Below are 18538 nucleotides of genomic sequence, written 5' to 3' on the forward strand. Positions count from 1 at the left end.
TTACGGGCCGCAACGGTATCGCCCGCTCACCGGGCGAAAGGCGACCTACCAGCGATCGGGAGTCACCGGGGCGTCCCAGGCCTTGGCGAAACGGGTCTTGTCCTTGGTGTCCACTTCCTTGCGCCGGTACACGATGTACGGGCGGGTGAGGTAGCCGATGGGCGCGCTGAACATGTGCACCAGCCGGGTGTACGGCCAGGCCGCGACCAGGGCGAGCACCACCAGTCCGTGCAGCTGGAAGGTCCACGGCACACCGACCATCAGCCCCGGCTCCGGGTTGATGGTGAACAGGCTGCGGAACCACGGCGACACGGTGTCGCGGTAGTTGTAGGTGCCCCACAGCAGGTTCGAGCCCCAGGTGTTGAGCAGCCCGGTGACCAGCGCCAACGTGAGCAGCGTGTACATCATGATGTCGTTGCGGCTGGTCGCCTTGCGCACGGCGGGCACGACGATGCGGCGGTAACACAGGATGGCGACGCCGGCCACCACCATCAGGCCCGCGACCGAACCCGCGCCGACCGCGACCAGGTGATAGGTGTGCTCGGAGATCCCGAGCGCCGCCGTCCACGACTGCGGAATCAGCAGACCCATCACATGCCCGCCGAACACCCCGAGCATGCCGAAGTGGAACAGCGGACTGCCCAGCTGCAGCAGCTTGGACTCGTAGATCTGCGAGGACCGCGTGGTCCACCCGAACTGATCGAACCGGTAGCGCCAGACATGGCCAAGCACAAAGGAAGTCGCGGCGATATAGGGCAGGATCAGCCACAGGCCTTCGGGAAGCGGAATGGTGGCGTTCATCGGCGGCCTTCTGTTGCGTCGAAGAGGGCGGGGTCCATGGCGAAGGGTTCCAGGCCGACCTCTTCCTCGGGCGGGCCCTGGGCGGCGAGTTCGGCGATGCGGCGGCGGTCGGCGGTGGTCACCGGCGGCAGGGTCGCCAGGACGGCCGCGAGGACACCCGAGTACGGGGAGTTGTTGTCGCCCAGCGATAACCGGAGCAGCTCCAGTACGGGCACGTGCTCGCCGAGCAGGCGTTCACCGCCGATCGGGTCGACGGTGGCGGCGAACTCGAGCAGCACCGGCAGGTGGTCGGGCAGCTCCTCGTCGCCGAGTTCGGCGCCGGCCTGGCGGTAGGCGTGCTTGAAACGCAGCAGTGCCATGCCGCGTTTGCGGGTGTCGCCGTAGGCGTAGAACGTCAGGTGCAGGCTGGCGCGGCGACGCATGTCGAAGGTCTCGACATAGCTCTGGGCGACCTCGATGTCCGGGGTGTCGCGCAGGTAGGCGAGTACCGGCTCGAAATGAGTGCGCACTTCGTCGGGCAATTGTCCTGTGGCAGAGGAGAGCTGGTCGAGCAGGGCCAGGGTCTGTTCGCCGGGATAGTCCAGCAGCAGCGCGGCCAGGCGCCAGACCATGCGACGCTCGTGCTCGGCCAGTGCGAGGACGGGCTCGGGTCGCCGCCGGATGGAGAGCAGACTCATTGCGGTACCCCGCTGACGGCCGGGTCGGTGGTGGCGGCGCCGTTGCCGCCACCACCGGATCCGGCGCCGTTGCCGGTTTGGCCGTTGCCGTTGCCGTTGTCGCTACCGGGCAGCAGGCCCGCGGTGGAGCGACCGTCCCAGTTGAGCAGGTTGATCCGCCCCGACTTCTCCTCCGGTGCGGCCTGATTCGTGTCGGCGAGGGAGAACTTCTCCACCACCTGGTCGAACGCCGTCATACCCGGCCCGCCGTCGGTGTCGAGACTGCACCCGGTGGCCAGCGAGTCCAGCTCGTGCGCACGGGAAGTCGCGCCGGACGGGATCACATAGCGGTGCTCGTACTTGGCGATGGCGAGCAGCCGGTACATCGCCTCGATCTCCTCGGGCTCCAGCCCGATCGAGGGCGCGATACCCGTATCGGGTTCCTCACCGAGGTTCACCGACCGCATGAAAGCCCGCATCCCGGCGAGCCTTTGCAGCGAGGCGCGTACCGGGCCGATCTCACCGGCGGTGAACAGCTCCGCCAGGTAGCCGATCGGAATGCGCAGGGCATCGATGGCGCCGAACAGGTTGCGCGCGTCCTCGCCGTCGTGGCCGGTCTCGGTGAGCACATCCACCACCGGCGAGAGCGGCGGCACGTACCAGACCATCGGCATGGTGCGGTATTCCGGATGCAGCGGCAGCGCGAGCTGGTAGTCGACGATCAGCTTGTACACCGGTGAATCCTGCGCGGCGGCAATCCATTCCGGTGAGATTCCGGCCTTCTCCGCTTCGGCGATCACGCGCGGGTCGTGCGGGTTGAGGAAGACTCCGAGCTGGGAGGTGTACAGATCCTGCGGGTCGGTGACCTGCGCCGCCTCGAGCACCGCGTCGGCGTCGTAGAGCATCACGCCGATGTAGCGCAGCCGGCCCACACAGGTTTCCGAGCACACGGTCGGGATGCCGACCTCCACACGCGGGTAGCAGAAGGTGCACTTCTCCGCCTTGCCCGTCTTGTGGTTGAAGTAGATCTTCTTGTACGGGCAGCCGGTGATGCACTGCCGCCAGCCACGGCATTTGTCCTGGTCGACGAGCACGATGCCGTCTTCCTCGCGCTTGTAGATCGCGCCCGACGGGCACGACGCGGCGCACGAGGGATTGAGGCAGTGCTCGCAGATGCGCGGCAGGTAGAACATGAAGGTCTCTTCGAACTCCAGTTTCACCTTGTCCTCGAGCTTGCCGAGCAAGGGGTCCTTGCCGACCTGCTCAGGGCCCGAACCCAGGTCGTCGTCCCAGTTCGCACCCCAGGTGACCTTGGTGTCCTCACCGGTGATCAGCGATTTCGGCCGGGCGACCGGCGTGGTGTCGGTGGGCGGCGACGACAGCAGGTTGTCGTAGTCGTAGCTCCACGGTTCGTAGTAGTCGTCGACCGTCGGCAGATCGGGGTTGGCGAAGATGTTCATCAACCGCTTGAACCGCGACCCCGACTTCAGGGTGAGCTTGCCGCGCTTGTTGAGCGTCCAGCCACCCTTCCACTTCTCCTGGTCCTCGTACTGGCGCGGATAGCCCTGTCCCGGACGGGTTTCCACATTGTTGAACCAGACGTACTCGGTGCCACCGCGATTGGTCCACGCCTGCTTGCAGGTGACCGAGCAGGTGTGGCAGCCGATGCACTTGTCCAGGTTCATGACCATGGCGAGCTGAGCCATAACGCGCATGTCAGTACTCCACGTTCTGGTTGCGGCGGCGAATGGTGGTGACCTCGTCGCGCTGGTTTCCGGTGGGGCCGTGGTAGTTCAGCGCGAACGACTGCTGGGCGTAGCCGCCGATCAGGTGCGACGGTTTGATGAGCACCCGGGTGAGTGCGTTGTGGATACCGCCGCGCTTGCCCTTGGCTTCTTTGGTGGTGTCCTCGGCGCCTTCGATGCGCGGCACGTCGACCGCGCGGTCCTGGGCGTGGTACATGAACACCGTGCCCTCGGGCATGCGGTGCGAGACGATCGCGCGGGCCACGACGACACCGTTGCGGTTGATCGCCTCGATCCAATCGTTGTCGGCCACACCGATCTTCTTGGCGTCCACGTCCGACATCCAGATCGTCTGACCACCCCGCGAGAGCGTGAGCATGTGCAGGTTGTCCTGGTAGGCCGAGTGGATCGACCACTTCGAGTGCGGGGTCAGGTAACGCACGGTGAGTCCGTTGCCGCTCACATTGCCGATGCTCGGCTCCGCGAACAGTGCCGACATGTCCAGCGGCGGACGGAAGATCGGCAGTTGCTCACCGAGTTCGATCATCCAGTCGTGGTCGAGGTAGAAGTGCTGACGCCCGGTGAGGGTGTGCCACGGCTTGAGCCGCTCCACATTGATGGTGAACGGCGAGTACCGGCGTCCACCGCTCTCGCTGCCCGACCACTCCGGTGAGGTGATGACCGGAACGGGTCGCGCCTGGGTGTCGGCGAAGGTGATCTGCTTGCCCTCGGCCTCGGCGGCGAGGTCGGCCAGTTTCGTGCCGGTACGGCGCTCGAGCTGGTGGAAACCCTCGACCGCGAGACGCCCGTTGGTGGTGCCCGACAGCGCGAGAATCGTCTCGGCGGCGAAGGTGTCCTTGGCCAGCGACGGCCGCCCGGCCGCGATCCCCGACACCACGGTGCCGTTCTTGCCCGCGAGGTAGGCCACCTCTTTGTCCGGGTAGGTCGTGATGCCCTTGGTGGTCACGCCGAGCGTGTCGACCAGCGGGCCGAGCGCGGCGAGCTTCTCGGCGATCTTGGTGTAGTCGCGTTCGATCTCGACGATCTTGGGCATGGTCTTGCCCGGAATCGGTTCGCACTCACCGGCTTTCCAGTCCAGCACCCTGCCGCCCGCCTGCGCCAGCGCATCCGGCGAGTCGTGCTGCAACGGCACCGCGACGATGTCTTTCCTTGTGCCGAGGTGCTTTTCGGCAAGCCAGGAGAAACCGCGCGCGATGCGGTGGAACGCCTCGAAGTCGGTCTTGGCCTCCCACGGCGGGGAGATGGCGGGGGAGAAGGCGTGCACGAAGGGGTGCATGTCGGTGGACGACAGGTCGTGCTTCTCGTACCAGGTGGCGGCGGGCAGCACGATGTCGGCGAACAGGGTGGTGCTGGTCATGCGGAAGTCGAGGGCCAGCAGCAGATCAAGCTTGCCCTCGGCGCCTTCCTCACGCCATTCCAGTTCCTGGGGGCGCACGCCGGTGGCGTCGGTGGTCTGCAGGTTGGAGCCGCAGCCGAGCAGGTGCTTCTGGAAGTACTCGTTGCCCTTGCCCGAGGAGCCGAGCAGGTTCGCCCGCCACACGGTGAGCACGCGCGGGAAGTTCTCGGGGGCGTCGGGGTCTTCGCAGGCGAAGCGCAGGTCGCCGGACTTGAGGCCGTCGACCACGTGCTCACCGGGGGTTTTGCCCGCCGCGGCGGCTTCGTCGGCCATGTCGAGCGGGTTGCGGTTGAACGTCGGGTAACTCGGCATCCAGCCGAGACGACTCGCCAGCGCGATGTTGTCGGCGGCGGTGCGACCGGCGAACTTGCCCTTGCCCAGCGGGGACGCGAACGAGTCCGAGGTGAACGGGTCGTAGCGCCACTGGTCGTTGGTCAGGTACCAGAACACGGTGCCCTGCATCTGACGCGGCGGGCGCTGCCAGTCGCTCGCCGAAGCCAATGTGGCCCAACCTGTTACGGGTCGGCACTTCTCCTGGCCGACGTAGTGGGCCCAGCCGCCGCCGTTCTTGCCCTGGCAGCCGGTGAGCAGCGTGAGGGTGAAGAACGCGCGGTAGATCTGATCGGAATGGAACCAGTGGTTGGTGCCCGCGCCCATCAGGATCATCGAACGGCCGCCGGAACGTTCGGCGTTGTCGGCGAATTCGCGGCCGATGCGCGCGGCCTGCACGGCGGGCACGCCGGTGATGGTTTCCTGCCAGGCCGGGGTGTAGGGCGACTCGGCGTCGTCGTAGCCCTTGGCCCACTCGCCGGGCAGGCCGTCACGACCGAGGCCGTACTGGGCGAGCAGCAGGTCGAAGACGGTGGTGACCCGTTTGCCCGCAACGGTTTTCGTCGGCACGCCACGGATGATGGGTGCGGCGGTGTCGGTGTCGAAACGGGGCAGCGCGATGGTGGTCGGTGCCTCGCCGGAATGGCCGAGCAGGGTGAGCAGCGGGTCGACCCCTTCGAGGTCGAGATTCCACTTGCCCGCGTCCGCCTCGTTGAAGCGGTGGCCGAGAGAACCGTTGGGCACCACCGGGTTTCCGGCCTGATCGAGCAGTACCGGCTTGTGTGCGGCGTTCTCGTCGGTGTGGCCCAGATCGGCCGCCGTCAAGAACTTGCCCGGAAGAGCGCCGCCCTGATCCGCCGCCTCGTCGAGACAGATCAGGTACGGCAAATCGGTGTAGGACTTGATGTAGTCCAGGAACATCGGAGTCTGCTTCTCGAGGAAGAACTCCTTGAGCACCACGTGCCCCATCGCCATCGCCAGCGCCGCGTCGGTACCGGGGCGCGCGGCCACCCACTCGTCGGCGAACTTGGTGTTGTCGGCGTAGTCGGGGGAGACCACCACGACCTTCTGGCCGCGATAGCGCGCCTCGGTCATGTAGTGCGCGTCGGGGGTTCGGGTCACCGGGACGTTGGAACCCCACATGATGAGGTAACCCGCGTCGAACCAGTCGGCCGACTCCGGCACGTCGGTCTGGTCACCGAACACCTGCGGTGAGGCCACCGGCAGGTCGGCGTACCAGTCGTAGAACGAGAGCATGTAGCCGCCGAGCAGCGACACGAAACGCGCCCCCGTGGCGTGGCTGACCATCGACATCGCCGGAATCGGCGAGAACCCGGCCACGCGGTCGGGACCGTACTGCTTGATCGTGTAAACATGTGCGGCGGCGGCGATTTCGGCCGCCTCCCACCACTCGGCGCGCACGAACCCGCCCTTGCCTCGGGCGTTTTTGTACGCCTTGGCCTTGACCGGATCCTCGACGATCGACTCCCAGGCCAGCACCGGGTCCTTCAGTTCGGCCTTGGCCTTGCGGTACAGGTCGAGCAGGGTGCCGCGCACATACGGGTACCGCACGCGGGCGGGGGAGTAGGTGTACCAGGAGAACGAGGCGCCACGGGGGCAGCCGCGCGGTTCGTACTCGGGCTTGTCCGAGCCCACCGAGGGATAGTCGGTCTGCTGGGACTCCCAGGTGATCACGCCGTCCTTGACGTAGATCTTCCACGAGCACGAACCGGTGCAGTTCACGCCGTGGGTGGAGCGCACCACCTTGTCGTGCGACCACCGGTCCCGGTAGAACGCATCGGCATCGCGCCCACCGACCTTGAACACCGAACGCTGATCCGCGGAAACCTCACCGCGCTGAAAGTACTTTCCGAGCGTCAGCAGACTGTCACCGAAATCGGTGGGCGACGGACCATGAGTGCGCGAATTAACCACGACGCCCCCTTCGAGCTTGTGAAATCGGGCTGTTGGGGCCAACTGTAAGGAGACGATCCGGCCGGGCAAAACGAACTTCTCACACCCCGGATCGGGCCTTTGTGCGTTGTGAGGTGGGCGAAATGTGCTGGTCACCCCCGTAACCAGCCGCTCACCCGTCGCACCCGCCACGACCAGGGGAAACCCGCACCTGACCGGCCTTTTCCGACGCTCGCGAGGCGCTTCGGCGCCGAGGCGGTGATGCTTCGGAAACGACGGGTTCTCGGACGGTTTACATTTGTTTACACACGCATAGTGACCCGCGTCGCTACTTCGGCCGCCCGCGCGCCCGCAAATGAGCCACGATGTGCGAGGGGAACAGGGCGCTCGGCGGGGCTACTGTTCGGTGGGGTCTACCTCGGTGAACGAGCTGACCCACTCGTGTGGGGCGCGCGGGGGATTCGGCTCGCCGGGGCGGTGTATGCCGATGACGTGCCAGCCTGCTGTGACCGCGGCGTCGAGTTCGTCCGGGTGGTCGGAGAGGAACAGGGTTTGCTGTGGGGGGACGCCGATGCGGGCGGTGATGGTTTCGTAGGAGGTGGGTTCGCGTTTGGGGCCGGCGTTCACCAGGTCGAAATGGTCGGTGACCAGGGGTGACAGGTCGCCTTGTTCGGCGTAGGTGAACCAGTCTCGTTGGTTGCGTTCCGAACCCGAGGAGTAGATGTAGAGGGTGTGCCCCGCTGCGTGCCAGGCGCGCAGGGCGGGGATGACGTCGTCGAAGAAGCGGCCGTGCAGATCGCCCGCGCGGAAGCCCTCCGCGCAGATGGCGCCCTGGGCGGCTTTCAGCGGCTCGGTCTTCACATCGGAATGCAGCCAGCCGGTGAGGATTTCGGCGATCCGTCCGGTATCGGCGGTCGGCTCGCCGGACAGTTCGCGGGTCGCGGCGATCACGGATTCGGCTGCGCCGGTTGCGTTCTCGGCCAGCCAGGTGGGCAGATGCTGCTCGGTGTATCCGTAGAGGTCGGTGCGCACCGAATCGGTGGGGCTGGTGGTGCCCTCGATATCGAGGACGATCGCGCGGATCACGCGAGCAGCTCGTCCAGGGTGGGGAAACCGGCGCTGATCTTGTCGCCGGTGAAATCGCCGACCCAGCCGTCGGCCTCCTCGAAGAAACGGATGGCGACGAAATCGGGGCGGGGGCCCATATCGAACCAGTGCAGGGTGCCTGCGGGCACCGACAGCAGATCGCCCGCCTCGCACACCGTTGCCAGCACCGCGTCGTCGATGTGCAGGTAGAAGCAGCCGCGACCGGCGACGAAGAAACGCACCTCGTCCTCGGCGTGCCGGTGCTCGTCGAGGAACTTGGTGCGCGCACCGGCCGCCGTGGCGGGCCAGTCGGGGTTGTCGTCGTCGGGGTGGATGCGGGCGATATCGATGTGCTCGTAGCGACCCGAGGCGTTCAGTTCGGCGATCCGCGGCGCGTAATGGGCGAGCAGTGTGTCGGAGTCGGTGGTCGCGGCGTCGGGGAGCACCTCCCAGCGGGAGAAAGCGATGCCGTGCTTCGACAGCTCGGCACCGATCTCGGCGGTGTCGGTGGTACGCACCCGGACATCGGCGGCATTGTCGGCCGCCATCACTTGCAGCAGGGTCATCTCGGTCCGATCTCGAAAGGAGTGGCGTCGGTACGTCCGGTGCGGGCGATCAACTCGCACAGTGCTTCCAGACATTCGGCACGATCACGCGCCTGGGCAAGAGTGTCACCCCAGGCGGTGATGCCGTGCCCGGTGATGAACAGAATCGGTGCGGCACCGGGATTTTCGCGCAGGTAGTACTCGATGTCGGCGCCGATGCGCGCGACCTCGGGCCAGTTCGCGAACACCGGAACGTCCACGGTCGACGGATCGTCGAGCCCGAAACCCTTGATGAGTTCGTAGCCGCTGACCCGCACGGTGTCACCCGGCTGGGCGGTGGTCGCCAGGGCGGTGGCGAAGGGTGAGTGCACGTGCACGACGGCACCGGCGTCGCGCGTGCGGTACACGGCGGTGTGAATGCTGGTCTCGGCGGAGGGTTTTCGGTCCTGACCCGGGTACGCGGTGGTGTCGGCGACGCGCACGCGCACCGCATCGTGCTCGGTCAGTTCGCCCTTCGACAACCCGCTGGCGGTGATCAGCGCGTCGTCGCTTCCGGATCGCACCGAGATGTTGCCCGCCGTACCGGGCATCCAGCCGCGCTCGTAGAGCTGACGAGCGACGGCGGCGAGCGCGCGGCCTTCCACACCTGCATCGACCGCGGGCACAGAAGGGGCCCGACCGGCTACGTCGATCGCGGCGGCCGCGGGAATCGCCGGACTGCCCGCATGCGGCATCGCGACGGGCGTGCGAATTGCCGGACCGCCTGCCTGCGGTGTCGCGGCGGCCGTCGAGCTCGCGACGCGGCCGTTCGCGTCGAAGGTGTCCGCGTTGCGATAGATCGCCCCGTTCTCGGTGACCACCGCGGTGACCAGGTCGGCCGGTGTCACATCGAATGCCGGGTTGAAGACGGCGGTGCCGACCGGTGCGGCATCGGCCCCACCGAACCCGGTGACCTCCGCGGCTGCCCGCTGTTCGACGACGATCTGCGCCCCGGTCGCCATCGTGGTGTCGCGGGTGGATTCCGGGGCCACGACGATGAACGGAATGCCGTGGTGTCGCGCGGCCAGCGCCAGGCCGAAGGTGCCGATCTTGTTCGCGACATCGCCGTTGGCCGTGATCCGGTCGGCGCCAACTAGCACGGCGTCCACCTGCCCCGTCGCCATCGCCCACGCGGCGGCGGAATCGATGGTGAGCCGGTGCGGAATGCCCGCCTCGGCCAGTTCCCACGCGGTGAGCCGCGCACCCTGCAGCAGCGGCCGGGTCTCGTCCACGATCACATCGGTGACCACACCGCGTTCGTGCAGCACCCGCAGCGCGCCGATGGCCGTACCGACGGCGCTGGTGGCCAGGCGGCCGGTGTTGCAGTGCGTGAGCAAGCGCAGCGGCCGGTCACCACAGAGCTGTTGCACCAGGTCGGCGGCGTGGGTGGCGGCGGCCAGGTTGACCCGGCCGTCTTCGGCGAGCATGTCGAGGGTTTCGGCCAGCACGGCGTCGGCGCCCTCGGCGATCCGCGCCCGCACCCGCTCGACCGCCCACGCCAGGTTGACGGCGGTAGGCCGAGCCGCCGCGATCCGATCCGCCTCGGCTTCCACCGCCGCCACGTCGACCACTCCGCCGCCCGAAACCCCGGCCCGCACCGCTTCGCGCGAGACGGCCGCGCTGCGCTGTCCTACCTCAGCGGCCCCGCAGCCATGTTCGTCGTCCGCCTGCGTCGCGGCTGCGGGATGCACAACGTCCGCCCGCATCGCGGCGTCGGAAGGCTCATCTGCTCGTGTGCCTGCCGCGGAATGCGCAGCGTCCGTCCGCGTCGCGGTTTCGGGATGTTCGGCGACGGCCTGGGTGGCGGCGTCGACGACCTTCGTGTAAGCGCGGGTCGCGATGACCACCCCGAACGCCCCCGCGATCCCGATGGCGGGCGCACCACGGATGGCGAGCGTAGTGATGGCGTCGATCACCTGATCGACGGTCGTCAACCGCAGCTCACGCACCTCGTGCGGCAGCCCGCGCTGGTCGATGGTGACGAGCGCACCGTCGTCCCAGGTCAGGGAACTGTCGTCCATCGGGGTGTCCTCACTGCGAGACTGTCTTTCCGCCGGTAGACGATATCCGACCAGGCCGACCCGCCGGGACCCGATCCCGACCTGGACAGACGCGTGACCAGCTCGGCGGAGCGCATGCCCGGGGCGCTACTCGGCAACGAACTCGGCCTCGCGTTCGACCGCATCGATGGTGGCCTGCGGAACCTGGATCGGGCCGGGTGTGTAGGTGATCGCGCGGAGGGGGCCGGTGTAGCGGAAGGGGCCGCGGCGTTCGCGTAGGTCCCAGGACACCGGGCCGCGGGCGTCGATGCCGACGGAGATGCCGGTCCACGGTGCCATGCCGACGAGCTGGACCTGGTCGGTGAGTTCGGCGAGTGGGGTGCCGTCGGCTTCGACGACGAAGTCCCAGCGCAGGTCGGGACGCACGGTGGCGCGGACGGTGACGGTGCGGGTGCCGACCGGCAGTGGTGTGCCGACCGACGCGTAGCGGCCGTAACTGTTCACGCCGAGCACCACCTCGCCGTGCTCGATGTAGAGCAGGTAGCCGCCGAGCGGGTCACCGTGGGCGACGAGTACGCCTTCGTCGCCGTCCCGGTAACCGGTGGGCACGGATCGGTCACCGGTTCGCGCGGGGGTGGCTGCGCCCAGTTCGGCGGTGATGGTGAAGTCGCGGTAGGCGATCAGCCGTTGTGACCGATAGCGCTCGAGGGTTGGGGTCCCCGGGAGCAGGCGCACCGGGTCGGCCAGGCGGGCCTCCTCCGGGCGCCTGCGGAACAGGCCGGCGCGGGTGAGAAGCGGGAAAACCGTATTGGCCCAGGCTGATTCGTCCCAGGCGGCGGCGAGTTCGGCGGCCTTGTCCGGATACTGTGCGGAAAGGTCGTGCAGCTCGGTGGGGTCGGCGCGCACATCGAAGAGCTGCCAGTCGGGTGCGTCGAGGTCGGAGCCCGCTTCGTGGAGTGAGAGCAGTTTCCATCCGTCGCGATAAAATCCGCGGTGACCGGTCATCTCCGAATACTGCTCGGTGTGCAGGGTCGGTGCGGAGGCGTCGCGGAGCAGGGCGGCGGCGGATACGCCGTCGAAGTCCTTGGCCGGTAGGCCGTGACGGACCGACGGCCGGTCCAGCCCGGCGAATTCCAGCAGGGTCGGCGCCAGGTCGGTGACATAGGCGTACTCGTGGCGGATACCGGTGTCGTTGTCCTTGCGCGGCAAGCCTTTCGGCCACGACACGATCAGCGGCACCCGGACTCCGCCGGCGAAGGTCTGCCCCTTGTAGAAGCGGAACGGCGTGTTCGACGCCTGCCCCCAGCCACGCGGGTAGTGCACCCCGAGCTTGGCGGTTCCGATCAGTTCCTCGTCGTGGGGCACGTCGCCCACCCAGTCGGGGTCGTCGATGTGGGCGAACTCGGCGAAATAGGAGCGGGTGCCCTCCGGCCCGCCCTCGGCGGTGCCGCCGTTGTCGGAGGTGAACACGATGACCGTGTTGTCGAGCTCGCCCAGTTCCTCGAGTAGGTCGACGATACGGCCCAGACTCTGGTCGATGCTGTCGACCATGCCCGCGTACACCTCCATGTAGCGGGCGTACCGCCGCTGTTCGGCCGCGGACAGCGAATCCCATTCCGCCGCTTCGTAACCCGGCTCGGTATTGCGTGGCTTCTGCTGGGTGCCCGGCGGGAAAAGGCCCTGTGCCAGCTGCTCGGCGAAGCGTTTCCGGCGCAATTCGTCCCAGCCCTCGTCGTACCGTCCGCGGTACTTGGCTTGGTCCTGCGCCTTCGCCTGCAACGGTCCGTGCATGGCGACGTGCGCGAAGTACAGGAAGAACGGTTTCGTCGCGTCGTGCGCGCGCAGGTCCTTGATGTAGGACAGCGCCTTGTCGGTGAGGTCGTCGGTGAGGTAGTACCCCGGCGGATACTCCTCGACGTCGACGACGGAACTGTCGGAAACCAGTTGGTTCGGGTAGTAGAAGGAATTGAGACCTTCCAGCGATCCGTAGTACCGGTCGAATCCGCGCTGCGTCGGCCATGAATTCCGGTGTGCCGCCGGATTCATCGTGGCATCACGCACCAGATGCCATTTGCCCACCGCGTAGGTGGCATAACCGTTGTCCCGCAATATCTCCGGCAGGGTGAGCACATCGTCGGCCAGTTCCAGGCGCAGCCCGGGATACCCGGGATCGGCGTTGGCGACGAATCCGAAGCCCGCGCGGTGCGGATTGATACCGGTGAGCAACGCCGCGCGCGACGGGGAGCACAGCGGGGTGGTGTGGTAATTCGACAGTCGCACACCCGTCGCGGCGAGCCGATCCAGTGTGGGCGTGTCGATCTCGGAACCGTACGGACCGATATCGCTGTAACCCATATCGTCCACGAGGACGACGACGATATTCGGCGCACCGGCGGGCGCCGTGGCAGGCGAGGTCCAATCCGGCGTGGAATCGGCGGAGGTACGTCCGATCGAGCCTGCGAAAGATTCGTAACCGCGTGCGTGGGGTGGAACTGGCATTCCCGCAGTGAACTGGACGAAATGGCTGGTCACCAGGGTTAGATGCAGCCTGCGCGGAATCGGTGACCGGTGTCGCGCACATTGTTAGCGTCGCTGTCGTGTCAACGAACAATGCATCGCGTGGCGGTATCCATCGCCGAAATTTCCTGCGCACCAGCGGTATCGCTGCCGCGGCCATCTTCGGTGGGGCGGCCCTCGCGGCGTGCACCTCCGCGGTCTCGGAGCAGAAGGCAGGCGGCGACGACGCGACGCCGGTGCGCGGTGGCACCTTGAAGGTCGGCATCCGTGAGGACCTGGTGCCCGCCAACCTGCTCACCAATACCGCCGCCACCCCGGTGCTCGTCGGCCTGGTCTACGAATCGCTGATCCGCTACCCGAACGATTCACTCGAACCACAGCCGCTGCTGGCCAAGGCCTGGCAGCTCGCCGCCGACGGCCGCTCGGTGAGTCTGGATCTGCGCGACGACGTGAAATTCCACAGCGGGCGCGTATTCACCGCCAAGGATGTTGAGTTCTCGATCCGCGCCTACGCCGACCCGAAATGGTCGGCGCAATTGCGGTCCACCGCCGCCGCGGTGACCGAATTCGATATCGTCTCGCCCACCCGGATCGTCCTGCGTTTCGCCCATCCGGTGAGCAATATCTTCGATCTGCTCGATACGGTGCCCATTCTCGACAGCGAAACCGCCGACAAACTCGGCACCGGTGAAACCTATATCGGCACCGGGCCGTTCACCTTCGTGCAGCGAATTCCGAATTCGCAGCTGATCTTCGCGAAGAACACCGGGTACTGGATCCCGGATCGTCCGTACCTCGACCGGGTGGAGGTCTCGATCGTCCCCGATCCGCAGGCCTTGCTGAACGCACTCAAGACCGGTCAGGTCGCTGCCGCGCGCGAGCTCAGCTTCCGCGACGCCGAAAACCTTTCCAACAGTGGCGGTTTCACCGTGCACAATCTCGAGGGCGCCGAACTGCAGACCTATGTGGGGGTCAATGTCTCCGAGCCCGCGCTGGCGGATGTGCGGGTGCGGCAAGCCATCGCCTACGCGCTGGACCGCGAACGGATCGTCGACGAGGTCTTTCGCGGCGCGGGCTATCCACTGAATGTGCCGTGGCCGAAGAATTCTCCCGCGTTCGACGAGTCGCTCAACACCAGGTACGGCAGAGATGTCGGCAAGGCCAAGGCGCTGCTGGCCCAGGTGACCAAGCCACCGCGCCTGCCGTTGACTTTCGCGCCCGGGTTCGAGGCGACCGCCCAGATCGTGCAGGCCAACCTGGCCGAGGTGGGCATCGAGGTGGATCTCGACCCGATAGACAACGCAGCTTTCGTGAAACAACTGACCGGCCAGCAATTCCGTGGGCTGTGGGTGACCGACCACTCGTGGGCACAGTTCGTGCCGTCGACCCTCACCGTGAGTGCGTACCCGTTCAACGCCCGCCGCAACGCCTCTCGCTACGAGTCGCCCGCCTACACCGCGGCCGCCGATGCCGCATGGCAACTGCCGCAGGGCACCGGGCCCGACGCGGTGCGCGCCTACCGCGCCGTGACGGATCAGCTGCTCGAAGGGCTGTTCCTGATCGAAATCGGTGTGCGTTTCCAGCAGTACTCCACCAGCAACACGGTGCACGGATTCGCCTGGACCAAGCGCCGCGAACCCGTACTCACCGACACGTTCCTGTCATGACGCGCTACCTGCTGCACCGCTTACCCTCGGCGCTGCTCGTCCTGTTCGGCGCGTCGGTGCTGATCTTCCTGCTGCTGCGCCTGGTGCCGGGCGATCCGGCCACCATCCTGGCGGGCAACGACGCGACACCCGAATCCGTCGCGGCCATCCGGCACCAGCTCGGCCTCGACCAGTCGATTCCCGTCCAATACCTGAGCTGGCTTGGCGATCTGGTCACCCTCGACCTCGGCCGGTCCTACCTCATCGGTGGGCAGATCAGCGATCTGGTCGGTCGTGGGCTCACCAACACCCTCGTGCTCACGGTGACCGCGCTGGTGCTCGCCGTGGTGGTGAGCGTGGTGGTATCGCTGGCCTCGGTGCTGTGGCCGAGTCGCTGGCTGAATACCGTGGTCGCGGCGGCGAATACGATCGCCGTCGCGCTGCCGACGTTCGTGGTGGGGCCGCTGCTCGTGCTGCTGTTCGCCGTCGCGATCCCGATCCTGCCCTCGGGTGGGGTGCCGCCGGACGGGTTCATCGCCCGGCCGGATATCGCGGTGCAGTATCTGCTGCTGCCCGCGATCTGCCTCGCACTGCCGGTGGCGGCCGCGCTGACCAGGTTCCTCACCGAGTCTCTGCGGACCGAACTCACCAAACCCTATGTGCTCACGGCACGTTCGCTCGGTGTCGACCACCGCGAGATCGTCACGCGCGGAGCGCTGCGCAACGCACTGCCGACCTCGCTCACCGTGCTCGGCCTGCAGACCGGTCAGCTACTCGGCGGCGCCGTGCTGGTGGAGGCGGCGTTCGTGTGGCCGGGGATCGGTCAGCTCATCGAGCAGGGCATCAGCCGCCGCGACTACCCGGTGGTGCAGGTGCTGTTGCTGCTCGCCGTCGCGGTGTTCGTGGTGATCCAGTTGCTCACCGATCTCGCCCATGCGTGGCTGGACCCCCGAGTCCGGATCGGGGGACGATCATGACCGTCGCAACCGCTGAAACCCGCGTCACCACCCGGCGAGCGGCCGCGTTGCGCAGTGGTCAGGGACTGGCCGGTGTTCTCCTGATCACCGTGATCGCGCTCGCCGGTGTGTTCGCCGGGGTACTGAACCCCTTCGACCCGCTCGCGCAGATACCGTCCGCCAACCTGCTCGGCCCGAGCGCGCAGCACTGGCTCGGCACCGACCACCTCAACCGGGACGTGGCCGCGCGCGTGCTGGCCGGAATCCGCATCGACCTGCTCATCGTGGCTCTCGCGGTGCCGCTCGCCGCGGTGATCGGTTCGCTGATCGGGCTCGCCGCCACCGTGCACCCCTTCGCCGACGTCACCGTGCAGCGCCTGTTCGACCTGGTGCTCGCCTTCCCGTCGCTGATCTTCGCGATCGCCCTCGCCGCGATCACCGGGCCGGGCTGGCACGCGGTGGTGATCGTCATCGTGGCCGCCGAGATCCCGATCTTCGGCAGGCAGATCCGCACCGCCGTGCTCGCGGTGCGCGAACAACCCTTCGTCGAGGCCTCCGAGGTGATCGGCGCGGACACCTGGTGGACGCTGCGCAAACACGTGCTGCCCAACGCGATCGAACCGCTCGTCGTGCAGTTCGCGCTGTCGCTGTCGGTCGCGGTGTTCCTCGAGGGCGCGATGAGCTTCATCGGCATCGGGGTCCAGCCCCCGAATCCCTCGCTCGGCTCGCTGATCGGCGAATCCATCGGCAACCTCGACGCCAATCCGTGGATGGCGGTCGGGCCGCTGGTCGTCGTCGCCGGGCTGACGCTCGGGTTCTTGTTGATCGCCCAATCACTGGGCAACGCGAGGAGATCGGGATGAGTGCCGAGACGGCCACGCGCGCCGACGGGTCCGGTGATGTCGTGCTCGACATCACCGATCTGATCGTCGCCTTCGGGGACAAGACCGTGGTGCACGGGGTGAGCTTCCAGGTGCGGCGCGGGGAGGTCGTCGCACTGGTCGGCGAATCCGGGTCGGGGAAGTCGCTCACCGCGCGGGCGGCGCTCGGACTGCTGCCGGCGACCGCGCGGGCGCGGGGGTCGATCACCCTCGCCTCGACCGAGATCGTCGGAGCCGACGAGGCGACGCTGCGTGGGTTACGCGGCACCCGTGCCGCCATGGTGTTCCAGGAGCCCCAGACCGCGCTCAACCCGGTGCAGAAGATCGGCACCCAGCTCGTGCGGGCCCTGCGCGCGCACGGCGTCACCGACAAGGCCGAGGCCCGTGCCCGCGCGATCGAGCTGCTCACCGCCGTCGACATCCCCGAACCCGCCGAACGCCTCGACTGGTATCCGCATCAGCTCTCCGGCGGGCAGAAGCAGCGGGTGGTGATCGCACTCGCGCTGTCGGGCGAACCCGACCTGCTCATCGCCGACGAGCCGACGACCGCGCTCGACGTCACCGTGCAAGCCGAAATCCTCGACCTGCTGCACACGCTGCGCCGCGATCGTGGCACCTCGGTGCTGTTCATCACCCACAACCTCGGCGTGGTCGCCGAGATCGCCGACCGTGTGGTGGTGCTGCGCGCGGGCCAGGTGGTCGAACAGCAACCGGTCTTCGACCTGTTCGCCGCACCGCAGGCCGAGTACACCCGCACGCTGCTCGCGTCGGTCCCGCGCTTGCCGGCACGTTCGGCGCGCGGTCGGGCAGCGGTAGCGCCCGAGGTCGGCGACCCCGACGGCGTGCCCGAGGTCCAGCCAGTCGAGACGGTGATCCCGACTCGCGGTGCGAACGAGGCCGACGCGGTCCCGAACGCTTCGAGCACCGAAAGACCCGACCCGGTGCGGTTCGATGCCGGTGCCGAGGCGGCCGACCTGGTAGGCACTGGGGACGGTACCGCTCCAGCCGCCCTTCCTGCGGAGTCCGATGGTGTGGCCAGGGAAGCCGGCCTCGATTCCGATGGTGCGGCGGGTCGCGCGAATCGGGGCCTCGAGCGGGCGCTGCGGAGGGTGGTGGCACGGAAACCGGCGGTCGTCGCCGAGAAGGGCGGGGGCGTACCGGGACCGGAGTACCGCGAGGTGTTGCGGATCGACGAGTTGTCCGTGGTCTATCCCGGTCGGCACGGTGGTGCCGCATTCCCCGCGCTGCACGACATCTCGTTGACGCTGAGTCCGCGCGAGGTACTCGGCATCGTCGGGGAGTCCGGTTCGGGCAAGAGCACGCTGGGCCGGACCGCGCTCGGCCTGGTGCCCGCGACCTCGGGAACGGTGCAGTTGCAGGGTGTCTCCCTAGCCGGGTTGTCGCGTCGGGAACTGCGCGGGTTGCGCCGCCATGTGGCGCTGGTGCATCAGGATGTGAGCGCCTCGCTCGACCCGCGACGCAGCATCGCCGACGCGATCGGTGAACCGCTCCAGGTGCATCGGGTCGCTTCGGGGGCGCTGCTGTACTCGAAAGTGGGCGATCTGCTCGAGTCGGTCCGGTTGCCGAGGGACTACGCCCAGCGCAGGCCGGCGGAGTTGTCCGGCGGGCAGCGTCAGCGCGTGGCATTGGCGCGGGCACTGGCACTGGCGCCTCGGCTGCTGGTGGCCGACGAACCGACCAGTGCGCTCGACGTCTCGGTGCAGGCGCAGGTGCTCGACCTGTTCGCCGATCTGCGCGCCGAATACGGATTCGCGAGCCTGTTCATCAGTCACGACCTGGCCGTGGTGCACCAGGTCGCCGATCGCGTCCTGGTGCTGCGACAGGGCCGGATCGTGGAAACCGGTGCGGCACGCGCGGTGTTCGCGGCACCAGCGCAGGAATACACCCGCCGCCTGCTCGACGCGGTCCCCGCTCCCGATCCGTCGACGGCTCGCAGGGGACGTGACGCGGCCCTGCCGATCGGGGCCTGAACGCGGACGAGCCG

At 67.7% G+C, this 18538-nt stretch carries 12 protein-coding genes; 4 read left to right on the forward strand and 8 right to left on the reverse strand.

All coding sequences use genetic code 11. The annotated features are described in order from the left end of the window. Positions 1-45: 45 nt before the first annotated feature. From narI to AB0F86_RS14510, 8 genes are all read right to left on the reverse strand, one after another. The gene (gene narI / locus AB0F86_RS14475; protein ID WP_225278935.1) at positions 46-801 is read right to left on the reverse strand and encodes a respiratory nitrate reductase subunit gamma; all 756 of its coding nucleotides are present in this window, start codon (positions 799-801) and stop codon (positions 46-48) included. Continuing rightward, complete coding sequence (narJ, locus tag AB0F86_RS14480; RefSeq protein WP_356985797.1) at positions 798-1478, reverse strand: nitrate reductase molybdenum cofactor assembly chaperone; 681 nt, start codon at positions 1476-1478, stop codon at positions 798-800. Before narJ ends, narI begins: the two co-directional genes overlap by 4 nt. Next, positions 1475-3163: a nitrate reductase subunit beta gene (gene narH, locus AB0F86_RS14485; protein WP_356985818.1), complete on the reverse strand. Its 1689-nt coding sequence runs from the start codon at positions 3161-3163 to the stop codon at positions 1475-1477. The genes narJ and narH overlap by 4 nt, the downstream gene beginning before the upstream one ends. 10 nt (positions 3164-3173) lie before the next feature. Then, positions 3174-6884 (reverse strand): nitrate reductase subunit alpha, encoded by a 3711-nt coding sequence (locus AB0F86_RS14490; RefSeq protein ID WP_356985798.1) that lies wholly within the window; start codon positions 6882-6884, stop codon positions 3174-3176. Between the two features lie 375 nt (positions 6885-7259). Further along, the gene (gene mtnC, locus AB0F86_RS14495) at positions 7260-7949 is read right to left on the reverse strand and encodes an acireductone synthase (RefSeq protein WP_356985799.1); all 690 of its coding nucleotides are present in this window, start codon (positions 7947-7949) and stop codon (positions 7260-7262) included. Next, complete coding sequence (locus tag AB0F86_RS14500) at positions 7946-8515, reverse strand: cupin (RefSeq protein WP_181699600.1); 570 nt, start codon at positions 8513-8515, stop codon at positions 7946-7948. Before AB0F86_RS14500 ends, mtnC begins: the two co-directional genes overlap by 4 nt. Continuing rightward, positions 8512-10554 (reverse strand): S-methyl-5-thioribose-1-phosphate isomerase, encoded by a 2043-nt coding sequence (mtnA, locus tag AB0F86_RS14505; RefSeq protein ID WP_356985800.1) that lies wholly within the window; start codon positions 10552-10554, stop codon positions 8512-8514. The genes AB0F86_RS14500 and mtnA overlap by 4 nt, the downstream gene beginning before the upstream one ends. A 126-nt stretch (positions 10555-10680) precedes the next feature. Then, a complete protein-coding gene (locus AB0F86_RS14510; RefSeq protein ID WP_356985801.1) occupies positions 10681-13032 on the reverse strand; it encodes an arylsulfatase in 2352 nt (783 codons plus the stop codon). A 98-nt stretch (positions 13033-13130) separates the two neighbouring features. Here AB0F86_RS14510 and AB0F86_RS14515 point away from each other — a divergent pair, with 98 nt between their 5' ends. From AB0F86_RS14515 to AB0F86_RS14530, 4 genes are read left to right on the forward strand one after another with little or no spacing between them, the layout of a single operon-like run. Beyond that, positions 13131-14717, forward strand: coding sequence for an ABC transporter substrate-binding protein (locus tag AB0F86_RS14515; protein WP_356985802.1), 1587 nt, complete (start codon positions 13131-13133; stop codon positions 14715-14717). After that, positions 14714-15673 carry an ABC transporter permease gene (locus AB0F86_RS14520; RefSeq protein WP_356985803.1) on the forward strand — a complete coding sequence of 320 codons (960 nt, stop codon included), beginning with the start codon at positions 14714-14716 and terminating at the stop codon, positions 15671-15673. Before AB0F86_RS14515 ends, AB0F86_RS14520 begins: the two co-directional genes overlap by 4 nt. After that, positions 15670-16515 carry an ABC transporter permease gene (locus AB0F86_RS14525; protein WP_181699606.1) on the forward strand — a complete coding sequence of 282 codons (846 nt, stop codon included), beginning with the start codon at positions 15670-15672 and terminating at the stop codon, positions 16513-16515. The genes AB0F86_RS14520 and AB0F86_RS14525 overlap by 4 nt, the downstream gene beginning before the upstream one ends. Further along, entirely contained in the window at positions 16512-18524 is a 2013-nt protein-coding gene (locus AB0F86_RS14530) for an ABC transporter ATP-binding protein (protein ID WP_356985804.1), read from the forward strand. The genes AB0F86_RS14525 and AB0F86_RS14530 overlap by 4 nt, the downstream gene beginning before the upstream one ends. Positions 18525-18538: the final 14 nt, after the last annotated feature.

The organism is Nocardia sp. NPDC023733 (assembly GCF_040639775.1).
In the GTDB taxonomy this organism is placed as follows: domain Bacteria; phylum Actinomycetota; class Actinomycetes; order Mycobacteriales; family Mycobacteriaceae; genus Nocardia; species Nocardia rosealba.